At 36.5% G+C, this 17,030-nt stretch carries 16 protein-coding genes; 5 read left to right on the top strand and 11 right to left on the bottom strand.

Translation table 11 applies throughout. The annotated features are described in order from the left end of the window. Nucleotides 1-229: 229 nt before the first annotated feature. The 6 genes from BW946_RS01695 to BW946_RS01670 form a co-directional block, all read right to left on the bottom strand. The gene (locus BW946_RS01695) at nucleotides 230-997 is read right to left on the bottom strand and encodes a class I SAM-dependent methyltransferase (protein ID WP_076594506.1); all 768 of its coding nucleotides are present in this window, start codon (nucleotides 995-997) and stop codon (nucleotides 230-232) included. Beyond that, the gene (map, locus tag BW946_RS01690) at nucleotides 997-1,806 is read right to left on the bottom strand and encodes a type I methionyl aminopeptidase (protein WP_076594505.1); all 810 of its coding nucleotides are present in this window, start codon (nucleotides 1,804-1,806) and stop codon (nucleotides 997-999) included. Before map ends, BW946_RS01695 begins: the two co-directional genes overlap by 1 nt. An 80-nt stretch (nucleotides 1,807-1,886) precedes the next feature. Beyond that, complete coding sequence (locus BW946_RS01685; protein ID WP_062670258.1) at nucleotides 1,887-2,318, bottom strand: BT0820 family HAD-type phosphatase; 432 nt, start codon at nucleotides 2,316-2,318, stop codon at nucleotides 1,887-1,889. Between the two features lie 99 nt (nucleotides 2,319-2,417). Continuing rightward, on the bottom strand, nucleotides 2,418-3,395 hold the full coding sequence (locus BW946_RS01680) for an acyl-ACP desaturase (protein WP_047431293.1): 978 nt from the start codon (nucleotides 3,393-3,395) through the stop codon (nucleotides 2,418-2,420). Between the two features lie 149 nt (nucleotides 3,396-3,544). Beyond that, nucleotides 3,545-5,086, bottom strand: coding sequence for a 2,3-bisphosphoglycerate-independent phosphoglycerate mutase (gpmI, locus tag BW946_RS01675; protein ID WP_076594504.1), 1,542 nt, complete (start codon nucleotides 5,084-5,086; stop codon nucleotides 3,545-3,547). A 197-nt stretch (nucleotides 5,087-5,283) separates the two neighbouring features. Then, nucleotides 5,284-6,213 (bottom strand): DUF2268 domain-containing putative Zn-dependent protease, encoded by a 930-nt coding sequence (locus BW946_RS01670; RefSeq protein ID WP_076594503.1) that lies wholly within the window; start codon nucleotides 6,211-6,213, stop codon nucleotides 5,284-5,286. Between the two features lie 184 nt (nucleotides 6,214-6,397). Between BW946_RS01670 and BW946_RS01665 the strand changes: the two genes are divergently transcribed. Next, a complete protein-coding gene (locus BW946_RS01665; RefSeq protein ID WP_034696743.1) occupies nucleotides 6,398-6,721 on the top strand; it encodes a translation initiation factor in 324 nt (107 codons plus the stop codon). 2 nt (nucleotides 6,722-6,723) lie between these two features. Here the strand turns inward: BW946_RS01665 and BW946_RS01660 are convergent, their stop codons facing one another. Together BW946_RS01660 and BW946_RS01655 are read right to left on the bottom strand one after the other, a co-directional pair. Next, entirely contained in the window at nucleotides 6,724-7,623 is a 900-nt protein-coding gene (locus tag BW946_RS01660; protein WP_076594502.1) for a leucine-rich repeat domain-containing protein, read from the bottom strand. A 58-nt stretch (nucleotides 7,624-7,681) separates the two neighbouring features. After that, nucleotides 7,682-9,832 (bottom strand): alkaline phosphatase PhoX, encoded by a 2,151-nt coding sequence (locus tag BW946_RS01655; protein ID WP_076594501.1) that lies wholly within the window; start codon nucleotides 9,830-9,832, stop codon nucleotides 7,682-7,684. A gap of 338 nt (nucleotides 9,833-10,170) precedes the next feature. Here BW946_RS01655 and BW946_RS01650 point away from each other — a divergent pair, with 338 nt between their 5' ends. Beyond that, nucleotides 10,171-10,581, top strand: a complete 411-nt coding sequence (locus BW946_RS01650; RefSeq protein WP_076594500.1) for a helix-turn-helix domain-containing protein — start codon at nucleotides 10,171-10,173, stop codon at nucleotides 10,579-10,581. Nucleotides 10,582-10,776: 195 nt separating this feature from the next. Here BW946_RS01650 and BW946_RS01645 read toward each other — a convergent pair whose 3' ends face one another. Beyond that, nucleotides 10,777-12,606, bottom strand: a complete 1,830-nt coding sequence (locus tag BW946_RS01645; protein WP_076594499.1) for a cytochrome-c peroxidase — start codon at nucleotides 12,604-12,606, stop codon at nucleotides 10,777-10,779. 234 nt (nucleotides 12,607-12,840) lie between these two features. On the opposite strand from BW946_RS01645, the gene BW946_RS01640 reads away from it, so the two are divergent. Next, entirely contained in the window at nucleotides 12,841-13,695 is an 855-nt protein-coding gene (locus BW946_RS01640; RefSeq protein WP_076594498.1) for a nucleoside phosphorylase, read from the top strand. Between the two features lie 173 nt (nucleotides 13,696-13,868). Here the strand turns inward: BW946_RS01640 and BW946_RS01635 are convergent, their stop codons facing one another. Both BW946_RS01635 and BW946_RS01630 read right to left on the bottom strand, forming a co-directional pair. Further along, nucleotides 13,869-14,630 carry a Rossmann-fold NAD(P)-binding domain-containing protein gene (locus tag BW946_RS01635; protein WP_076594497.1) on the bottom strand — a complete coding sequence of 254 codons (762 nt, stop codon included), beginning with the start codon at nucleotides 14,628-14,630 and terminating at the stop codon, nucleotides 13,869-13,871. A 186-nt stretch (nucleotides 14,631-14,816) separates the two neighbouring features. After that, on the bottom strand, nucleotides 14,817-15,377 hold the full coding sequence (locus BW946_RS01630) for a DNA-3-methyladenine glycosylase I (RefSeq protein ID WP_076594496.1): 561 nt from the start codon (nucleotides 15,375-15,377) through the stop codon (nucleotides 14,817-14,819). Between the two features lie 140 nt (nucleotides 15,378-15,517). Between BW946_RS01630 and BW946_RS01625 the strand changes: the two genes are divergently transcribed. Beyond that, nucleotides 15,518-15,817: a DUF883 domain-containing protein gene (locus tag BW946_RS01625; RefSeq protein WP_076594495.1), complete on the top strand. Its 300-nt coding sequence runs from the start codon at nucleotides 15,518-15,520 to the stop codon at nucleotides 15,815-15,817. 120 nt (nucleotides 15,818-15,937) lie between these two features. Further along, the gene (locus BW946_RS01620; RefSeq protein ID WP_062670284.1) at nucleotides 15,938-16,747 is read left to right on the top strand and encodes an enoyl-ACP reductase FabI; all 810 of its coding nucleotides are present in this window, start codon (nucleotides 15,938-15,940) and stop codon (nucleotides 16,745-16,747) included. Nucleotides 16,748-17,030 lie beyond the last annotated feature (283 nt).

Here is a 17,030-nt window from a genome sequence, read left to right as displayed (position 1 = left end):
TAATTAAAAATGGAAACCGTCTTCGTATTGAAGGCGGTTTTTTATTTTATATGGCTGAATATATGTTTTTTTGTTATTTTTAATTTTACCCTGAAGCAAAAGTATACAAAAGTTCAGAGGATTAGATAAACAAATATTCTTTTGTACAATTAACTTCCAGAAGCATTCACCCATTTACTGGTCATTCTTCATATAAAAACCCGTTTCAACTACTGAAACGGGTTTTGCTTTATTTTTTATAAACTACAGGTAAGATTTCATTATGCCTTAACCCGAATTTTTTTATTTCTTCTTCAGAGAATTTCTGTGAATAGAAGTTCGGTTCTACCTGGAAGCCTGCCTGTCTTAAACGGTCAAAATAATCCATTCCGTACCAACGAACGTGATCGTACTGCCCGAAGTGTTTCTGACGTTCTTTTGGATCTTTAATTGTGAAATCTTCATAGGTTTTCTCCAATGAATTTTTCATCGGAACCTGAAGAATTCCCCACCCGCCGGGTTTCAATACCCTGTACAGCTCGCTCATTGCTTTTGCATCGTCTTCAATGTGTTCCAGAACATGGTTACAGAAAACAATATCAAAACTGTCATTTTCAAAAGGTAAATCCAGAATATCGGCCTTCACATCCACAATGGGAGAATATAAGTCTGCCGAGATATAATTCAGATTGCTCATTCTCTTGAATTTCCTTAAAAATTCCTGTTCGGGAGCAATATGGAGAACTTTATAATTCTTAATGAAAAAATCAGTTTCGTTCTGAAGATACAGCCACATCTGGCGGTGTCTTTCCAAACTTAACGTTCCCGGAGAAAGAGCATTTTCTCTTTGTTTTCCATATCCGTAAGGAAGAAATTTTCTGTAAGATCTTCCATCAATAGGATCAAAGAACTGATCTCCTTTGAAAAACTGATAAATAAGCGGTCTTGCCCAGATACTCATTTTAATAAGCATAGGGCGAGGAATTTTATTCAGTAAAAGCTTCGTTACCTTTTTCATTAAAAATCCAGTTGGAACTGCTTTTCTTCATCACTTACAATCCCTAAAGCTTCGTATACATAATCAAATGTAGAAAGCAATACCGGCTTACCATTGATGACTGCCACATCATGCTCGAAGTGAGCAGATGGCATGTTATCTAAGGTAGTTACTGTCCATCCGTCATTATGGAACTTCACTTTTTCAGTTCCCATGTTAACCATTGGTTCGATTGCAATTGCTAAACCGTCTTTAATCACTTTTCCGCTTCCCTGTCTTCCGTAGTTAGGAACCTGTGGATCCTCGTGCATTTTTCTTCCCAATCCGTGTCCTACAAGCTCTCTTACCACTCCATATCCTTCTTTTTCACAATGTGCCTGAATCGCATGGGAGATATCTCCGATCCTCTTTCCTCTGACACACTGCTCAATCCCTTTGTATAGAGATTCTTTGGTAATCTGCAGTAATTTTTTAATTTCAGGCTTTACTTCCCCAATTTCAAAAGTATAGGCATGATCTCCTACGAAACCGTTCAGAATAACTCCACAGTCTACAGAAAGAACATCTCCTTCTTTTACTATGTCATTGTTAGGAAAACCATGAACTACCTGCTCATTGGGAGATATACAAAGAGAGTTTGGAAACCCTCCGTATCCTAAGAATGCAGGTTCAGCGCCATGATCTTTAATAAAATCATGAGCCAGTTTATCTAAATATAAAGTAGTAATCCCCGGTTTAATTTCTTTTGCCAACATTCCCAGTGTTTTCGAAACCAGACGGGCACTCTCCTTCATCAGACGTAATTCGTCTATCGTTTTTAATTGAATCATTGTATTAATTTACCAATGTATTAATGTATCAGTGTAACAATCTTAATTGATAAATTGGTACACTGCTAAATTGTTATATTTTACCAGAAAAGTCCTTTTTTCTTTTCTTTTTTAAGTTTTGAATAGGCAAGAACTTCTTTTCCTTCTACACGGAATTCTATTCTTTCCTGAATAATATTATAGATCTCGCCCCATCCCGGAAATCCTCCTAAGTTTCTGTCATCGATAAACCAGTCTGCATCCAATTTTCTGGACTGATTTTCAGGATCAAAAACTTCTCCTTCAAAGCTTGAGTTCACAGCATAAAACTCGATTCCGTTTTTTTTACAGAATTCTACCGCTTCATCTAATGTTTTTCCGTGTCTGTATGTCCAAAGTATCAATCTGAATCCTTCAGACTGAAGTCTTTTTAAAGTTTCGAATGCAAAAGTTTTCGGTTTTCCAATGGCCGGGTAAGCGTCATCAACAATAGTCCCGTCAAAGTCAACAGCAATCTTTTTATTATTTAACATTTTGTTCTTTTTTTAGCTTTGCAAAGATAAGAAATAAAAAGAGTGCCAAAAAGAAAGGCACTCAATACTTTTATATTTTAAATAATAATACAGATCTTATTAGCTTTTTACCCAGCTAAACTGGAACTGAAGATCCGGAGTGGAAACTCTGTCTGTTATCTTCTGTAGCCTAGCAGGAAGCTTCATCAGGTATTCCTGAGCTTTTTCTGCTTTTTCTGTAAGACCTTTTACGTGCTCAATTTTCCATTCATCTAGAAGGTCTTTCATAATATTGATATAATCCTGACCTGTGTAGACCATACATCTTTGTGCAGCATCTGAGAAATGTCCCCAAAGTTCACCAGCTTTTTGTCCGGACTGTCTCATTAAGTGAGCAGGCATTACAATTTTCTTACGCATCATATCTTCAAATGCAAGAATCATTTCTGAGGGGTCTACTTCCAAAATTTTTGCTACGAAATGTTTGTACGCTTTAGCGTGTCTTGCTTCGTCTGCAGCAATAACACCACACATTTTTGCTAATTTCCCGTTTCCGGATTGTTTTGCCAATGTTCCTACTCTTCTGTGAGAGATATTGGTAGCTGTTTCCTGAAAGCTTGTGTAAATGAAATTTCTGTAGGGGTCCATACTTGTTCCCAAATCAAATCCGTCATTGATAAGATATTGAGTTGTGATTTCCACTTCTCTCATGTTTACTCTTCCGCACAGATAAAGATATTTGTTTAATAAATCTCCGTGTCTGTTTTCCTCTGCGGTCCATGCTCTTACCCAGTTCGCCCAGCCTAATTTTTCTTCCTGATTGATTCCGTCAACACCCATCAACCAAGACTCATAAGAAGGAAGAGCTTCTTCTGTGATACAGTCACCAATCAATGTTACAAAAAGATCGTAGGGCATTTCGCGGGCAAAAGTCTGAATTTCTTCTAAGTCATGTTTAAATTCTTCACTTGAAGGATCTGGTAAATAATCGGAAGGCTGCCAGATTTTTTCAATTGGCGTTAAAAATTTATCAAGAAAAGAACCTACTTCCTTTTCCAATAATCCCATTACTTCTTTCCTAACAAGCTTTTGATACATTTTACTATTCAGTTTTAATTAACAAAGATATGATTTATTTATTATTTAACGCATAATAAATTATGCAAGTCATACATTTTCTGACATAAATCATAAAAAAATGCCGCTACTAAAGCATAACGGCATTTTTTTAATAATATTATTGAATTTTAATTAACCAAAACGTCTCCTGTCATTGCATCTGGTATTTCAACACCCATTACTTTAAGAATTGTAGGCGCTACATCGCCAAGTTTCCCCGGCTTGAGATTCCATGTATGCTCTTTATCCATCACGATAAAAGGAACCAGGTTTGTGGAGTGCTGGGTATTAGGAGTTCCGTCTGCGTTGATCATAACATCAGAATTTCCGTGGTCGGCAAGAATGAAAACAGCGTAGCCATTTTCATAGGCAGCTGCAGCCACTTTTTCAATACACTGATCCACAACCTCGGCCGCTTTTACAGCAGCTTCAAAAACGCCTGTGTGCCCTACCATGTCTGTATTGGCGAAATTTAAACAAACAAAATCAGCGGTTCCCTGCTCCAGTTCAGGTACGATAGCATTGGTAATGTCATATGCTGACATTTCCGGTTTCAGGTCGTAAGTGGGAACATCTTTCGGGCTTGGACAAAGAAGTCTTTTTTCTCCTTCAAACTCCTGTTCTCTTCCTCCTGAGAAGAAGAAAGTAACGTGTGGATACTTCTCTGTTTCTGCGATTCTGATCTGGGATTTTCCATTTTTTTCAAGAATTTCGCCCATAGTTTCCGTCAGTACATTTTCATCAAAAACTACCTGTACGTTCTGGAATGTTTTATCATAATTCGTTAATGTGATATAATAAAGATTCAGCTTTTTCATATCATATTCCGGGAAATCTTTCTGAGAAAGAACTTCTGTAATCTCTCTACCTCTGTCTGTACGGAAGTTAAAGCAGATCACTACGTCATTATCAATGATTTTTGCCACTGGCACTACATTTCCTGTAGCCTCAGTATTCATTAAAATGATGGGTTTCAGGAATTCATCGGTAACGTTGTTATCATAAGAAGTTTTAATAGAAGCCAACGCATCTGTTGACGGCTCGCCTACTCCTTCTACAAGGGCATCATAAGCCAGTTTTACACGTTCCCATCTCTTATCTCTATCCATGGCATAGTATCTCCCAACCACTGTTGCCAGTTTTCCTGTAGTAGCTTCCATGTGCTTCTGAAGCTCATCGATAAACCCTAGTCCAGAGTGCGGATCACAGTCTCTGCCATCGGTAAATGCATGAACAAAAACATTTTCATTTAGTCCGAACTCTTTTGCAGCGGTCAGTAATCCTTTTAAGTGATTGATATGTGAATGTACTCCTCCATTGGAAACCAACCCGATAAAGTGTACTTTTTTATTTTCCCTTTTAGCATATTCAAAAGCATCCTGGATCACTTTTTCCTGCCCCAGTGTTCCATTTTCAACGGCCATATTCAGCTTTACCAGATTTTGGTATACTACTCTTCCGGCTCCCAGGTTCATGTGTCCTACTTCGGAATTTCCCATTTGCCCTGCAGGCAGCCCAACAGCCAATCCACTTGCTTCAAGCGTAGTGTGTGGAAATTTTTGGTAACAGCTGTCTATGAATGGTGTGTTTGCTTTATCTATTGCAGAAACGTTAGGGTTTGTTCCCAATCCCCATCCGTCAAGAATGGCAAGTATTGCTTTTTTCGACATTTTGTAAAACTTTTGTTAGACAAATTTACCTAATTTCCTATGAATAGAAGAATTTGGACTCCTGAATTTTATTTGCCCCCGGTTTCTTTATGAAAAGGCATAAAAAATCTGCGTCTTCAAGAGGATCTACAAGCTCTATTTTTTTTCTATTAGCAGATTTTAATGATGACGCAGATTGGAATTTTATCTTCTATTGGTTATTCTTTAAAAAAGTCATCGAATTTCATATTGTTTTTCTTTGTATATTCTTTTATATAGCTATCCAGAAAGCCGCTTTCTTTCAGAAACAGCAATGGATTTTTAATATTCAGGATATCATGAATTGCCTTATGCTTGTCTGCCCGTTTATTGAAATAAGATTCGGTTATTCTGTAACCTATCCAGTATCCCAGGTCATTGGGGCGATCATCTTTTTTGCTCACTCCGTACAACCAGTCTTTCTGCTCTTCCTGTTTCAGAATGGATACAAATTCTTTAAACAACTGATCAGAATGCGTTTCCCCGTATTGGAACGGTACGGGATTGATATGTTCTCCGGAGATAAACTCCCCTATAAAATCTGCTCCGCCTTCTACCAAACATTGCTTCAGTAAGGTATTCTTTCCTTCTGCGTTCTGTTCGAAATGAATCAGCTCATGGGCAATAAGTCCGGTAACGCCGTCAAGATTTTTGAGCATTTCAGTTCCGATGATAATTCCATCGTCAGAGGTTGTTCCGCCTGAATTGAATCTTCCGTAAACAAAATATATCGGTGGGAATTTTGCCTCCGGATACCAGTATTTCAGGGCACTGTAGATCGCTCTTATCTTTTTTTCCTTTTGCTTTATCCCAGCCAGCACATTGCGGCTTTTCAAATAGTCTTCCCTTCTCTTTTTTACTTTTGAATATAACGAATCGGCATTGATGATTCTGAATTTCGTAAATCCTTTTACTCCCTGGGATCCGTTTTTGACATAATCTGCAAACGGGTTTTCTTTAGAGGTTTCCATCTTGTCAAATGCTTTCCAGAAGCAGTCGGTATCTCTTGTTTCAAAAACTGTACTCAGTGGATCGGTGGAGAAATTTGTCTGCGCTTTGGCAATTCCAAAAGTTAAAGGAAGAAATGCAAAAATGTATCTGGCTTTCATACTAGTTTTTAAATATATTGTATATAACGATCAAAAATATAAAAACTTATGTCTGATTTTTAATTGATTTGTTGTTTCCATACAATTAGCTCTCTCAAGGTTTAAAATCTTAACAGTATTGAAAAATTGAAATTTCGTTACTCATTTCAGTCTATTAATCAGTAAATCTTTTTAATTTTGCTTTATGGATTTACGAGATCAATTGAAGAATCTTTTTCCTGATCATGAAGAGCAGGATTTTGAGATGCCTGAAGAACAATTCAAGCAGAAAGAGCCTTTGGTATGCAAGTTTGAGAAAAAAGGGAGAAATGGTAAGCCTGTAACGATTGTTGAAGGCTGGGAAGGCAGCGAGGAAGACCTGAAAAAAATCTCAAAGAAAATAAAAACCACCTTGGGTATAGGCGGCTCTGAGAAGGATGGAACGATTATCATTCAGGGAGATAACCGTGATAAAATAATGAATATCCTTAAAGAAATGGGATATAAAACCAAACGTGTTGGCGGATAGTTCTAGAAATAGATCTGGGTTTCCGGCAGTAAGGTTTTTAAATTCTCAATGGTAGATTTTTCTATAGGATTTCCTGTGAGTATCAATGTTTTCAGCTTTTTAAGTTGTTTGATTTCTACAGGAATATCTTTCAGATTATTATTGGCCAGATTCATGCTGACGATATTTTTCAGCCCTTTTATTTTGGGTGAAATTTCTGTGATATGATTTCCGCTTACATTCAGAAATTCAAGATTCTTTGCTTTGAAAAGATTCTCAGGGAGTTTTATGATAGCGTTCTGCTGCAGTTCAAGATATTTTAAATTTTCAGGAAAAGACAGGTTTCCAAGATCATTGATCTGATTATCTGAAAGGTTCAAAAATTTCAGGTTTTTGATCTGATCAAGTTTGTCTGCAATAAAGCTGATCTGGTTTCCCTGAAGATTGATTTCTTCCAGTGCGGGAATTTCCATAAGGACTTCCGGAAAGGTATTTAGATTATTGGCATCAAAATGTACTGCTCTTAATTTCTGAAGTTTTGCAAGATTGGGATTAATGCTTGTCAGACTGTTCAGATTCATTGAAAAGGTAGTCAGTTTCTTCAGATTGCCTACCTCATCCGGAATATATTTAATGCTGTTTTCATTCACATTTAATATTTCCAGTTCTTTTAGGGCAAAGAGTTCGTGATCCATTTTCTCAAGCTTATTCGCCATAATATTCAAAAAGAATAATGAATCCAGTTTTACAATCTGAGGAGGAAGGTTAAAAAGACCTTTTTCTCTGAAACTCATACTATAGACTGTTTTTTCACTATTTAAAGCATCTTCAATATTGGTAAACGTAGGATACTTCACCGGATCAATCTGTGCTTTAACCTGTGAAAGGGAGATCATGGAAATCAATAAGAAAAGCTTTTTCATAAACATAAAAAGGTCTGCCGGCAACCCAAGCTGCCGACAGACAAGAATTATAAATAATTTATTTCTTTACAAGTTTAACTGTTTTCTGGAATCCTCCTTCAGCTTCAATATTTAAAACCAAAACTCGCGATCCTTCCAACTGTTGTGTGAAATCAAGGTCCAATGCTTTGTTGGTTCCGTTGAACTTCTTGGTGTAAACGATTTTCCCATCCATGCTGTAAGCTGTTACAGAAATATCTTTCAATCCTTTTACAGAATTGATTTTCACGATTCCTGAGGTTGGGTTTGGTGCTACCGTTACTGTATTTTCTTCAATTTTGCTATCAACAGTTCCTAAAGTTCCTTCAGTTCCAAGGTTATTTTTAAGGGCAATTACAATTGTTGCCGATTTCCCTCTGTAATCAATCGTGTTCCCTGTAGCATCCACATCGGTAGAGATCGTTGAATCCGGATGCTGAATAGAGAAGAAACCGAATTTGTGATCTGGTGTAAATGTAAGTCCTGTAGGTTCTGCACCTGCCGGCATAGAAGCAAATAATCTTACTTTAGGGTTGGCCTGCGTATGATCAGGAGCAATGACCCAGATATAGTTTTTACCTCCATCCTGAAGCACCCAAAGGTTTCCAAGTTCATCGAAAGTAAGGTTGTCATTTCCGTCTCCCCAGGCTTCAGACTTCGTTCCCTGAGCTGTATTGAAAGAATATACAGAAGAACCTCCTCCTACAAATGTTTCTACCTGAGACGCTGTAGTTCCGTTATCCTGCAGACGATATACCCTGTCTAATCCTTTGGCTGTAAAATAGATCTTTCCGTCTAACGGACTGATGTCCACGTCTTCTACTCCATTGAATTTTGTACCCAAAGATTGTGCAAGTGATGCGGTATTGTTCTGGTCTGCTTTCATTTTGTTTGGAACCTGAACCCATGTTGCCGTAGTTCCTGCCGGATCTCCCACTGCAGTTAATCCCTGATCTAATTTTAAAACATAAAGATTTCCGGAAGAAAGATCATTGGGAGTATCCATTACATATTTGTATACCATGTGAGTTCCGCCGTCTTCTCCATAGTAAGCTATAGTTCCTGCATTATTAATTACTACATTTTCGTGGTTCATGATTCCCATCTGCCAAAGTTTTCCTTTGGAACCATCAGTATTTTTAGAAATAACCTGTGCTGTTGCAGGATCAATTTCCACTAACCATCCGTAGTCTTTGTACCCGTCATTATTCACATCATTAGATGTAACAGATTCTTCAGCTGTCACCACAGTTCCCCATGGCGTAATTCCTCCTGAGCAGTTTCTGATGGTTTGTACCAAACTTGGATCTGAAAAACTTACGGCTCTTGATTTTGTCAGCTGCCAAAGCTTTGAAGTTGCATTATAATTAATTTCGGCCATGGTAACTCCTCCAGGATTCGTTTCATGGTTTACCGAAAGATATCCGTTGGTACTGCTTCCTGTTTTTGGAACGTAGCCGGTAAAGTCATTCTGACCTCCTACCATTCCTCCTCCTTCAGTATAGCTGTCTCCTTCTTTTAAAATAAGCTGATATTTATGCTCCGCAGGGATAATTAATTTATTGGTTTGTGCTGTAGGAACAATTGAAGTAAAGCAGCTGATATGTGTTCCGTTACAAGCTACAGGTGTAGTTGTATTGGTGGTTGTTTTCAGATAAGCATCAATTCTTAAATCTGAGCTGGTTGTACTTCTGTTGTGTAATTCAATAGAAAATCTGTTGACACCGTTTACAAATTTTGATTTTGGAATGGAGAAAATATTATAAACACTCTCTGCTGCTCCATCTATAGTAGTACTGGAGAAAGTATTAAATGTAACAGCACCTGCAGGCATATTATCTCTTACAACTTCTTCTCCGTTAAGATATACAATAATACCGTCATCTCTCATTACTCCAAGTTCCATAGTATCGGAAAGTGTTGAAAGATCTACTGTAAAATCTTTGGCGAAATAAGCTGTAGTAAGCCCGGAATTGATGGTAGTCGTTACCGGATCTCCATATCCTAAGGGACCGTTTCCGGTTGTCCAGGTTGAAATATCATATGTTGCAGCATTCCATCCTGCCGGCTGAGCCTGGTTATTATCTTTATACTTCCATGACGCATTCTTATTGAATATCAGAGTCTGCGCCTGAATACCAGAACCGGCCAGTATGGCCAACGCTCCCACTGTGAGTAATTTTTTCTTCATTTTTTATTTTATTTATTAGACTTTGCAAAACTATTTTTTTAGAACTTTTCCTCTGTTAATAGGATTTTAAATCTAAATCACCCAATATTAACTTATCAAAAACCTAATGTTAATGGGATTAATTTTGTGTTAAGTAATCCGGGATACGAGGTGCGGGATCTCGGGTTGGGAGCGAAATGCAATTATTTTATTTACTAATTGTTACCAAACAAGATCTATTTAACACGATAAATCTGCCAGAAAAGAGAAATTTTTATTCGAAACATGAGTATTTTAGAAGATAATTTATTTTAAAAACGAGTTTTATTCTTATCTCTTAAAACTTTATATTTGTTATTATGATTGACACAGCTATGCAAAACAAAAAAATACATCAGGGCAGAAATATTAAACGTTTCCGTGAAATGCTTGGTATCAAACAGGAAGCTTTAGCTTTTGAATTAGGTGACGACTGGAATCAGAAGAAAGTCTCTCTTTTGGAACAAAAAGAAATTGTAGAGTCTGATGTTTTGATGCAGGTAGCTCAGATTTTGAAGGTTCCGGCAGAAGCGATTGAGAATTTTGATGAAGAACAAGCGATAAACATTATTTCTAATACAGCCTCTTTTGATAATTGTCAACAACCAGCCTTTTTTAATAACCAACCCACATTCAATCCCCTTGACAAAATGGTTGAACTTTATGAGCGTATGCTAAAACAACAGCTGGAAATGATTGATAAGTTGGAAAAGCTGATCCAAAACAAATAAAAAGACAGGTTGAGCCAATCTGTAAAGCTTTAGGCTAAATTTTGAAACCTTCATAGATCACATCTATACAAGTTTCAAAATTTAGCCTGTTTTTTATTAAAACCATATCATTCCTACCGAATCTCGGTCTTCAGAAACCCGAAACCCCGAATCTCCATCTTCTCACTCTCAAACCCTCAAACCCTCAAACTCCACCTACTTCGCTTTACTCACATCTGTAAGAGCATTCAGAAAGGCGATAATTTGCTTCTTTTCTTTTTCGTTGAGGTTTAATTTATCCGGTGCCAGCGTCTGGTTTTTAATTTTTAATCCTAATCCTTCTCCGCCGCCTTCATTATAAAAGTCGAGAACATCTTCCAGGGTGTTGAAAGCTCCGTTATGGAAATAAGGTTTTGTAAGCGCAATATTTCTAACGGTTACTGTTTTGAAAGAGTAATCATAAATCCATGATTTTTCTTTTTTTACCGGGCTGTTTCCTCTTCCCAAATCTTTGTCAAGTTCCACAGGAAGCTGTTTGATGGGTCTGGTAGTTATTCCCAGTACTTCGGATTCATTTTCATTAAAAAACGGAGGTACCAATCCGGAAAAAGTGGGTGCAAAATGACAGGTTGCACAATTGGCCTTTCCCATAAACAGGTTGAATCCTTTTTTCACATCATCGGAAACATTGTTTTCATTCCTCATAAAACGGTCAAAATCGCTGTCAAATGAATAGAGTGAAGCCACGTAAGAACTTAAAGCTTTTGAAAAGTTTTCTTTGCTTATTCTGCCATCTTTGAAGGCATTTCGGAATGCTTTTCTATATTCTGGTTTTGTTTTTAATTTCTGAATAATGCTTTCATAGCTTGTATTGAATTCCTGCTCATTATAGATGACATGTTCTGCCTGCTGCTCAAGGTAAAAGGCACGAAGATCATAGAAAAATCTTTTGGCAAAAACAGCATTATACAGAGAGGGAGAATTCCTCAGAACCGTCTTCCCTTCTACATTGCTTTGTGATTTTGCTTTAAGATCTGTAAAAGCATTTTCCTGAAGGTGGCAGGTTGCACAGCTCATTTTCCCATTACCGCTTAAGTTCTGATCATAGAAAATAGATTTTCCTAGTTTACGGAGTTCCGGGTTATCTTCCGGGGACTTCAGTAAAGTATAAAAATAAGGATCTAAAAAGTTGCTGCTGAAAAAGTTTTTGCTGCCCGCATTCCAGCCTGAAAATTCTTTAAGATCGTCCGGTCTTCCGTCCCATTTCCCCAACTCTTCATATAAAGGTTGTATATATTTTTTATAAAACTCAATCCTGTCAAAGGTTTCAAAATCGGTATTTTTTGAAAGGTAGTTAATTGCTTCTGTTAAAGTTTGATTGGCTTTCTGAGTATTATAATTTTTAAAATAAAGATCATCATTAATATACTTCTGCATTCCCGAAAGAGCATGGCTTGTCTCCTCAGAAATGTTAAGAGAACCCGGTGTATCAAAGCCTGAGACTCCAAGCGAGTAGATCCTGATCAGCTCTACACGTAAAGGCAATGTTTTGTTGTTTCCTTTGCTCAATCCATTTTTTAAAGCACTTAGATAAAATCTGGAATAACTGTTGTATAAAAAGGCGGTAATGGTTTTGATCTTTTCTTTCTCGTTTCCTGCCTCTTCTGAAAATATCAGTTCATCAAGCACCTGCAATCCTTCAGGAGGAAGTGTATATGCGGATGTTCCCGCTGCTTCAATATGGAACAATGGCGCTGCGTTAAGGTGGGTTTTTGTAAATTCCGGATAATGGTAAGCAATGTAGAATTCTATTTCTTTGAATGAGTTTCTTGTACTGCTCAGGGATTTCTGCAGTTCTTCTATAGAAATACGGTCTTCAGAGAACTTATCAACATCTGATTTCAGCTGTTCAAGCTTCGTTTTAAAGTTAGACAACCCTTTATTGATAAATGTATTTTCGCTTTCTTTTCCTTTATAAACAGGATTAAAAGACATTACTGCAAATGCTATCAGAAGGACAATTACAAGCAGTGGATAAGCTCTCATGAATTTTTAGCGGCAAAAGTATTGATCTGATGTTATCTCAGTTTTAATAGCAGATTAAATAATGTTTATATTTCTGATAACATATTTTTTACTAATTTTAAACCCCGAAATCAAATTCATTATTCTAAAGAAACGGTTCTTCGAAATACCGAAAAAAATAATGGCGGGAGATTATTGGGAGAGGATATTTTTAATTTAAATTCAACACATCAAAAACAAAAAAATATACATATTATGCTAAACAAACTTGCTGCCTCAGAACTTGTTCTGAATGAAGACGGAAGTGTATACCATCTGAATCTTTTACCTGAAGATATTGCTGACAAAATCATCCTTGTAGGTGATCCTGACAGAGTGGCAAAAGTTTCAAAATACTTTGATACCGTAGAAATCAAAAAAAATAAAAGAGAATTTTATACGCATACAGGAACGCTTCGTGGAGAAAGAATTACCGTAATGTCTACCGGTATCGGAACTGAAAACATCGATATCGTAATGAATGAACTGGATGCTTTGGTGAACATTGACCTTCAAAACAAAGAATTCAAGACTGAACACAAAGCTCTGGAACTTTTCCGTATGGGAACTTGTGGAAGCGTAAACCCGGATGTACAGGTAGACAATATGCTGGTTACTCAGAATGTTGTAGGTTTGGACGGACTGATGCACTTCTATCAGGATTACAACTTCGAAAATGAGTTTTCTAAAAGCTTTATGGAAAAATTCCCTTACGAAAGAATCAAGCCAATGCTTTATTTCTCAGACTGGGCAGAAGAAATGGGAGAATATTACAAAGATGCCAAATACCACGGAAATACGGCAACATTCCCGGGATTCTATGCTCCACAAGGAAGACAGCTTCGTTTAAAGGCAGTAGATGATCAATTCCTGGAAACATTAAATGACCTGGGAATTACCAATTTCGAAATGGAAACCTCTGCGATCTATGCTCTTTCAAAATTATTAGGACACAAAGCCATTACCGTAAACAACGTTATTGCCAACAGAAGACGTGGAGAATTCTCCGCAGACCACCATGCTTCTGAGAAAAACCTTATTGAATGGGTATTGGAAAAAATTATTAAGTAATTATTTTATTTATATAGATAAAAACTCCGGAAACTGTTTCCGGAGTTTTTTGTTTCTTATCCATCCAGCTTTCCATTCCGATTTCCAAATACCGGTTTTTAAAAATAACATAGAGATTCCTGCAGAGTGACAAAGGGGTTTAAAGAAATTCTGGAGGCAAAATAAATCAGGTATTACAAATGAAACGTTCTCGGATCCGGATACTGAAATACATAGTTCAGCTCTGAAACCAACTTTGAAGACAGAACCTTCTTCCCTTTCACCTCAAGCTCTTCATCTTCCGTTATATTTTTCTGAGCATTAATCACCTGACTTTTTGCCGGATGAATGGGAGCTGTAACATTATATAGTTTTGATTGAGTTTTCTTTTCAATCATTTCAGAAATAATCCCGCTGATATCTGCATAATGAATATGATTTACCGCATGATCCAGATTACTAATATTATAGTTTTTCAAAAGTCTGTTATCTCCCATCACACCACCAAGCCTTAAAATATTAAGCTGCGGATATTTATTTCTCAGCATTCTTTCACCCGGTACATTCTCCCAAGGAATATCTTCTTCTGTAAATTCTTTGGGAAAATCTGGATAAACACCCGTAGAACTCATGAGGAACATCTGTCCTTTAAAATCTCCGATAAATGATGACAAATTCTGAATCCGGTTGTACAAAGAGCTTACACAGCATCTTTTTTCAGAAATATGGACTGTAATAATCAAAACATCAATATTTTCAATATCTGACCATTGAGAATAAGGCTCTGTGAGCTGATAATCCGGGAAAGAAGCTATTACCGTATGGATTCCTTTATTATTCAGCTGATCTGATTTGTTTTCTGTTGTGGTTGTTGCTGATAAAACGTATTTTCCGGATAAGGAGGATGCTATTCTCTCTCCCAGCCATCCATACCCTATAATTCCTATTTTCTTCATATTTCAGAGAAGATTTTTCATTTTTTAATAACACAAAAATAGTCTATTTACCCGTGTACAATATCTTATTCAAAAAAAATTCAGATAAGTAATCCCCGGGGCAAGCCCACGAGGTATTTAAATACGCTTAATTATTAAAATTATATAATTAACAATAAACTTCACTAAATCCTGAATAAAAAGCAACTATTTTCCCCGGGTAAAACATTCTTTTATGTGATCATTAACCATTCCGGTAGCCTGCATATGGGCATAAATCACTGTAGATCCGACGAATTTGAATCCTCTTTTTTTAAGCTCACCGGAAATAAGATCAGAGATCTCTGTTGTGGCAGGAATATCGGACAGCTTTTCAGGGTGATTATCAATTGGTTTCCCACCAATAAAATTCCAGATATAATTGGAAAAGCTTCCAAACTCCTTCTGAACTTCAATAAATTTTTGAGCATTGGTAACTGCTGACAGAATTTTAAGTCTGTTTCTGATAATTCCGGGATCATTCATTAATTCCTCAATCTTTTTATCCGAATAGACAGCTACCTTTTTATAATCAAAATGATCAAAAGCTTTTCTGAAATTTTCCCTTTTAGACAAAATAGTATACCAGCTCAGGCCAGCCTGAAAACTCTCCAGAATCAGAAATTCAAATATTGTTTCATCATCATGAACTGGTTTTCCCCATTCTTCATCATGATACTTCCGGTAGAGGTCATCTTTTTCACACCAAGCACAACGGATTTTTTCCATAATTATCATATTTTACAGGTTAAAGTTACTACCGATTTTGAAAGAATATAACAAAACATTATGAAAAGTTTAACACAGGTGTTTAGTTTTAGGAATGGTTATTGTTTATTTATTGATACCAAACTAAAATTTATACTATTATGAACAATTCAGAATACAACAAAGCGGAAAATGCAGTAAACAATGTAGAAAATTCTTTACAGAATGCAACGGACAAAGCCCAATGGAAAATCAATGAATTGGCAGACAAGGCTAAAGATTATATCAATGAGAAGAGGAACAATGATCAGGAAGCCAGCCAGGAAGACTGGCTAGACAGGGTAAAAGCTAATGTATCCGATGCCTGGGAGGATATCAAAGATAAAGCAGATGAAGCATGGGAAAAAACCAAAGATGCGGCAGAAGATGTAAAGGCAGAATGGAATAAGAAAACCAATTAGTATTTCAGTCATATAAATATTTTCAATAAAATGGAGTCTTAAATTGATAAGGCTCCATTTTTTATTATGCCATAAGCACAATTATTGTTACATTTGTAGTATAATAAACATTAAAAAATTATGTCATACGGTTTACTTAAAGGCAAGAAGGGAATTATTTTTGGAGCCCTTAATGAACAATCTATCGCATGGAAAGTTGCTGAAAGATGCCATGAGGAAGGTGCTGAATTTATTTTATCTAACGCTCCTATTGCTTTGAGAATGGGAGAACTTAATGGTTTAGCAGAAAAAACAGGTTCTGAAGTAATAGGTGCTGATGCTACTTCTATAGAAGATCTTGAAAAACTTTTTGATGCCGCTGTTGCAAAATTTGGAAAAATCGACTTTATCCTTCACTCTATCGGTATGTCTATCAACGTAAGAAAAGGAAAACACTATACAGAAATGAATTACGACTGGTTGGAAAAAGGCTGGGATATATCCGCTGTTTCTTTCCATAAAGTAATGCGTGTAGCCTGGGAGAAAGACTGTATGAACGAATGGGGAAGCATTTTGGCACTTACTTATATTGCAGCTCAGAGAACATTCCCGGATTACAATGATATGTCTGATAATAAAGCGTATCTTGAAAGCATCGCAAGAACTTTCGGAAACTATTGGGGAGAAAGAAAAGTACGTGTAAATACCGTTTCTCAGTCTCCAACAATGACTACTGCTGGTAGTGGTGTGAAAGGTTTCGGAGGATTCCTTGGATATGCAGAAGATATGTCTCCGCTAGGAAATGCTACCGCTCTTGAATGTGCAGACTACTGTGTAACTTTATTCTCTGATCTTACTAAAAAAGTGACCATGCAGAACCTTTTCCATGATGGAGGTTTCAGCAGTTCAGGAGTTACTCAGAGAGTAATCAGTAAATATGATGCTGAATAATTAGCAGATTTTTTTTTCAATATAATAAAGGAGTAATCCTATTCAATACAAGCAATGCATTTATGATGCATTGCTTTTTTTACGACAGTAAACAAATATGATGCTGAATAATTAGCAGTTTTTTTCAATACAATAAAGGAATAATCCTATTCAATATAATCAATGCATTGTAAATGCATTGATTTTTCACAACCATAAACAAATACATATTAATAATACAGGCAAATAAAAATATTTATATTAATATTTTATAAGATTAATATAAATTATTTACAAATACTTC

It is taken from the genome of Chryseobacterium sp. RU33C, assembly GCF_900156015.1.
GTDB lineage: Bacteria > Bacteroidota > Bacteroidia > Flavobacteriales > Weeksellaceae > Chryseobacterium > Chryseobacterium candidae.
Note: the sequence above shows the minus strand (reverse complement) of the source record. Positions and strands in the feature narration are given on the sequence as shown.

Excerpts from the sequence above, each read along its gene's own strand:
- BW946_RS01695 (WP_076594506.1), bottom strand. The coding sequence starts at position 997 with ATGAAAAAGGTAACGAAGCTTTTACTGAATAAAATTCCTCGCCCTATG.
- map (WP_076594505.1), bottom strand. The coding sequence starts at position 1,806 with ATGATTCAATTAAAAACGATAGACGAATTACGTCTGATGAAGGAGAGT.
- BW946_RS01685 (WP_062670258.1), bottom strand. The coding sequence starts at position 2,318 with ATGTTAAATAATAAAAAGATTGCTGTTGACTTTGACGGGACTATTGTT.
- BW946_RS01680 (WP_047431293.1), bottom strand. The coding sequence starts at position 3,395 with ATGTATCAAAAGCTTGTTAGGAAAGAAGTAATGGGATTATTGGAAAAG.
- gpmI (WP_076594504.1), bottom strand. The coding sequence starts at position 5,086 with ATGTCGAAAAAAGCAATACTTGCCATTCTTGACGGATGGGGATTGGGA.
- BW946_RS01670 (WP_076594503.1), bottom strand. The coding sequence starts at position 6,213 with ATGAAAGCCAGATACATTTTTGCATTTCTTCCTTTAACTTTTGGAATT.
- BW946_RS01665 (WP_034696743.1), top strand. The coding sequence starts at position 6,398 with ATGGATTTACGAGATCAATTGAAGAATCTTTTTCCTGATCATGAAGAG.
- BW946_RS01660 (WP_076594502.1), bottom strand. The coding sequence starts at position 7,623 with ATGAAAAAGCTTTTCTTATTGATTTCCATGATCTCCCTTTCACAGGTT.
- BW946_RS01655 (WP_076594501.1), bottom strand. The coding sequence starts at position 9,832 with ATGAAGAAAAAATTACTCACAGTGGGAGCGTTGGCCATACTGGCCGGT.
- BW946_RS01650 (WP_076594500.1), top strand. The coding sequence starts at position 10,171 with ATGATTGACACAGCTATGCAAAACAAAAAAATACATCAGGGCAGAAAT.
- BW946_RS01645 (WP_076594499.1), bottom strand. The coding sequence starts at position 12,606 with ATGAGAGCTTATCCACTGCTTGTAATTGTCCTTCTGATAGCATTTGCA.
- BW946_RS01640 (WP_076594498.1), top strand. The coding sequence starts at position 12,841 with ATGCTAAACAAACTTGCTGCCTCAGAACTTGTTCTGAATGAAGACGGA.
- BW946_RS01635 (WP_076594497.1), bottom strand. The coding sequence starts at position 14,630 with ATGAAGAAAATAGGAATTATAGGGTATGGATGGCTGGGAGAGAGAATA.
- BW946_RS01630 (WP_076594496.1), bottom strand. The coding sequence starts at position 15,377 with ATGGAAAAAATCCGTTGTGCTTGGTGTGAAAAAGATGACCTCTACCGG.
- BW946_RS01625 (WP_076594495.1), top strand. The coding sequence starts at position 15,518 with ATGAACAATTCAGAATACAACAAAGCGGAAAATGCAGTAAACAATGTA.
- BW946_RS01620 (WP_062670284.1), top strand. The coding sequence starts at position 15,938 with ATGTCATACGGTTTACTTAAAGGCAAGAAGGGAATTATTTTTGGAGCC.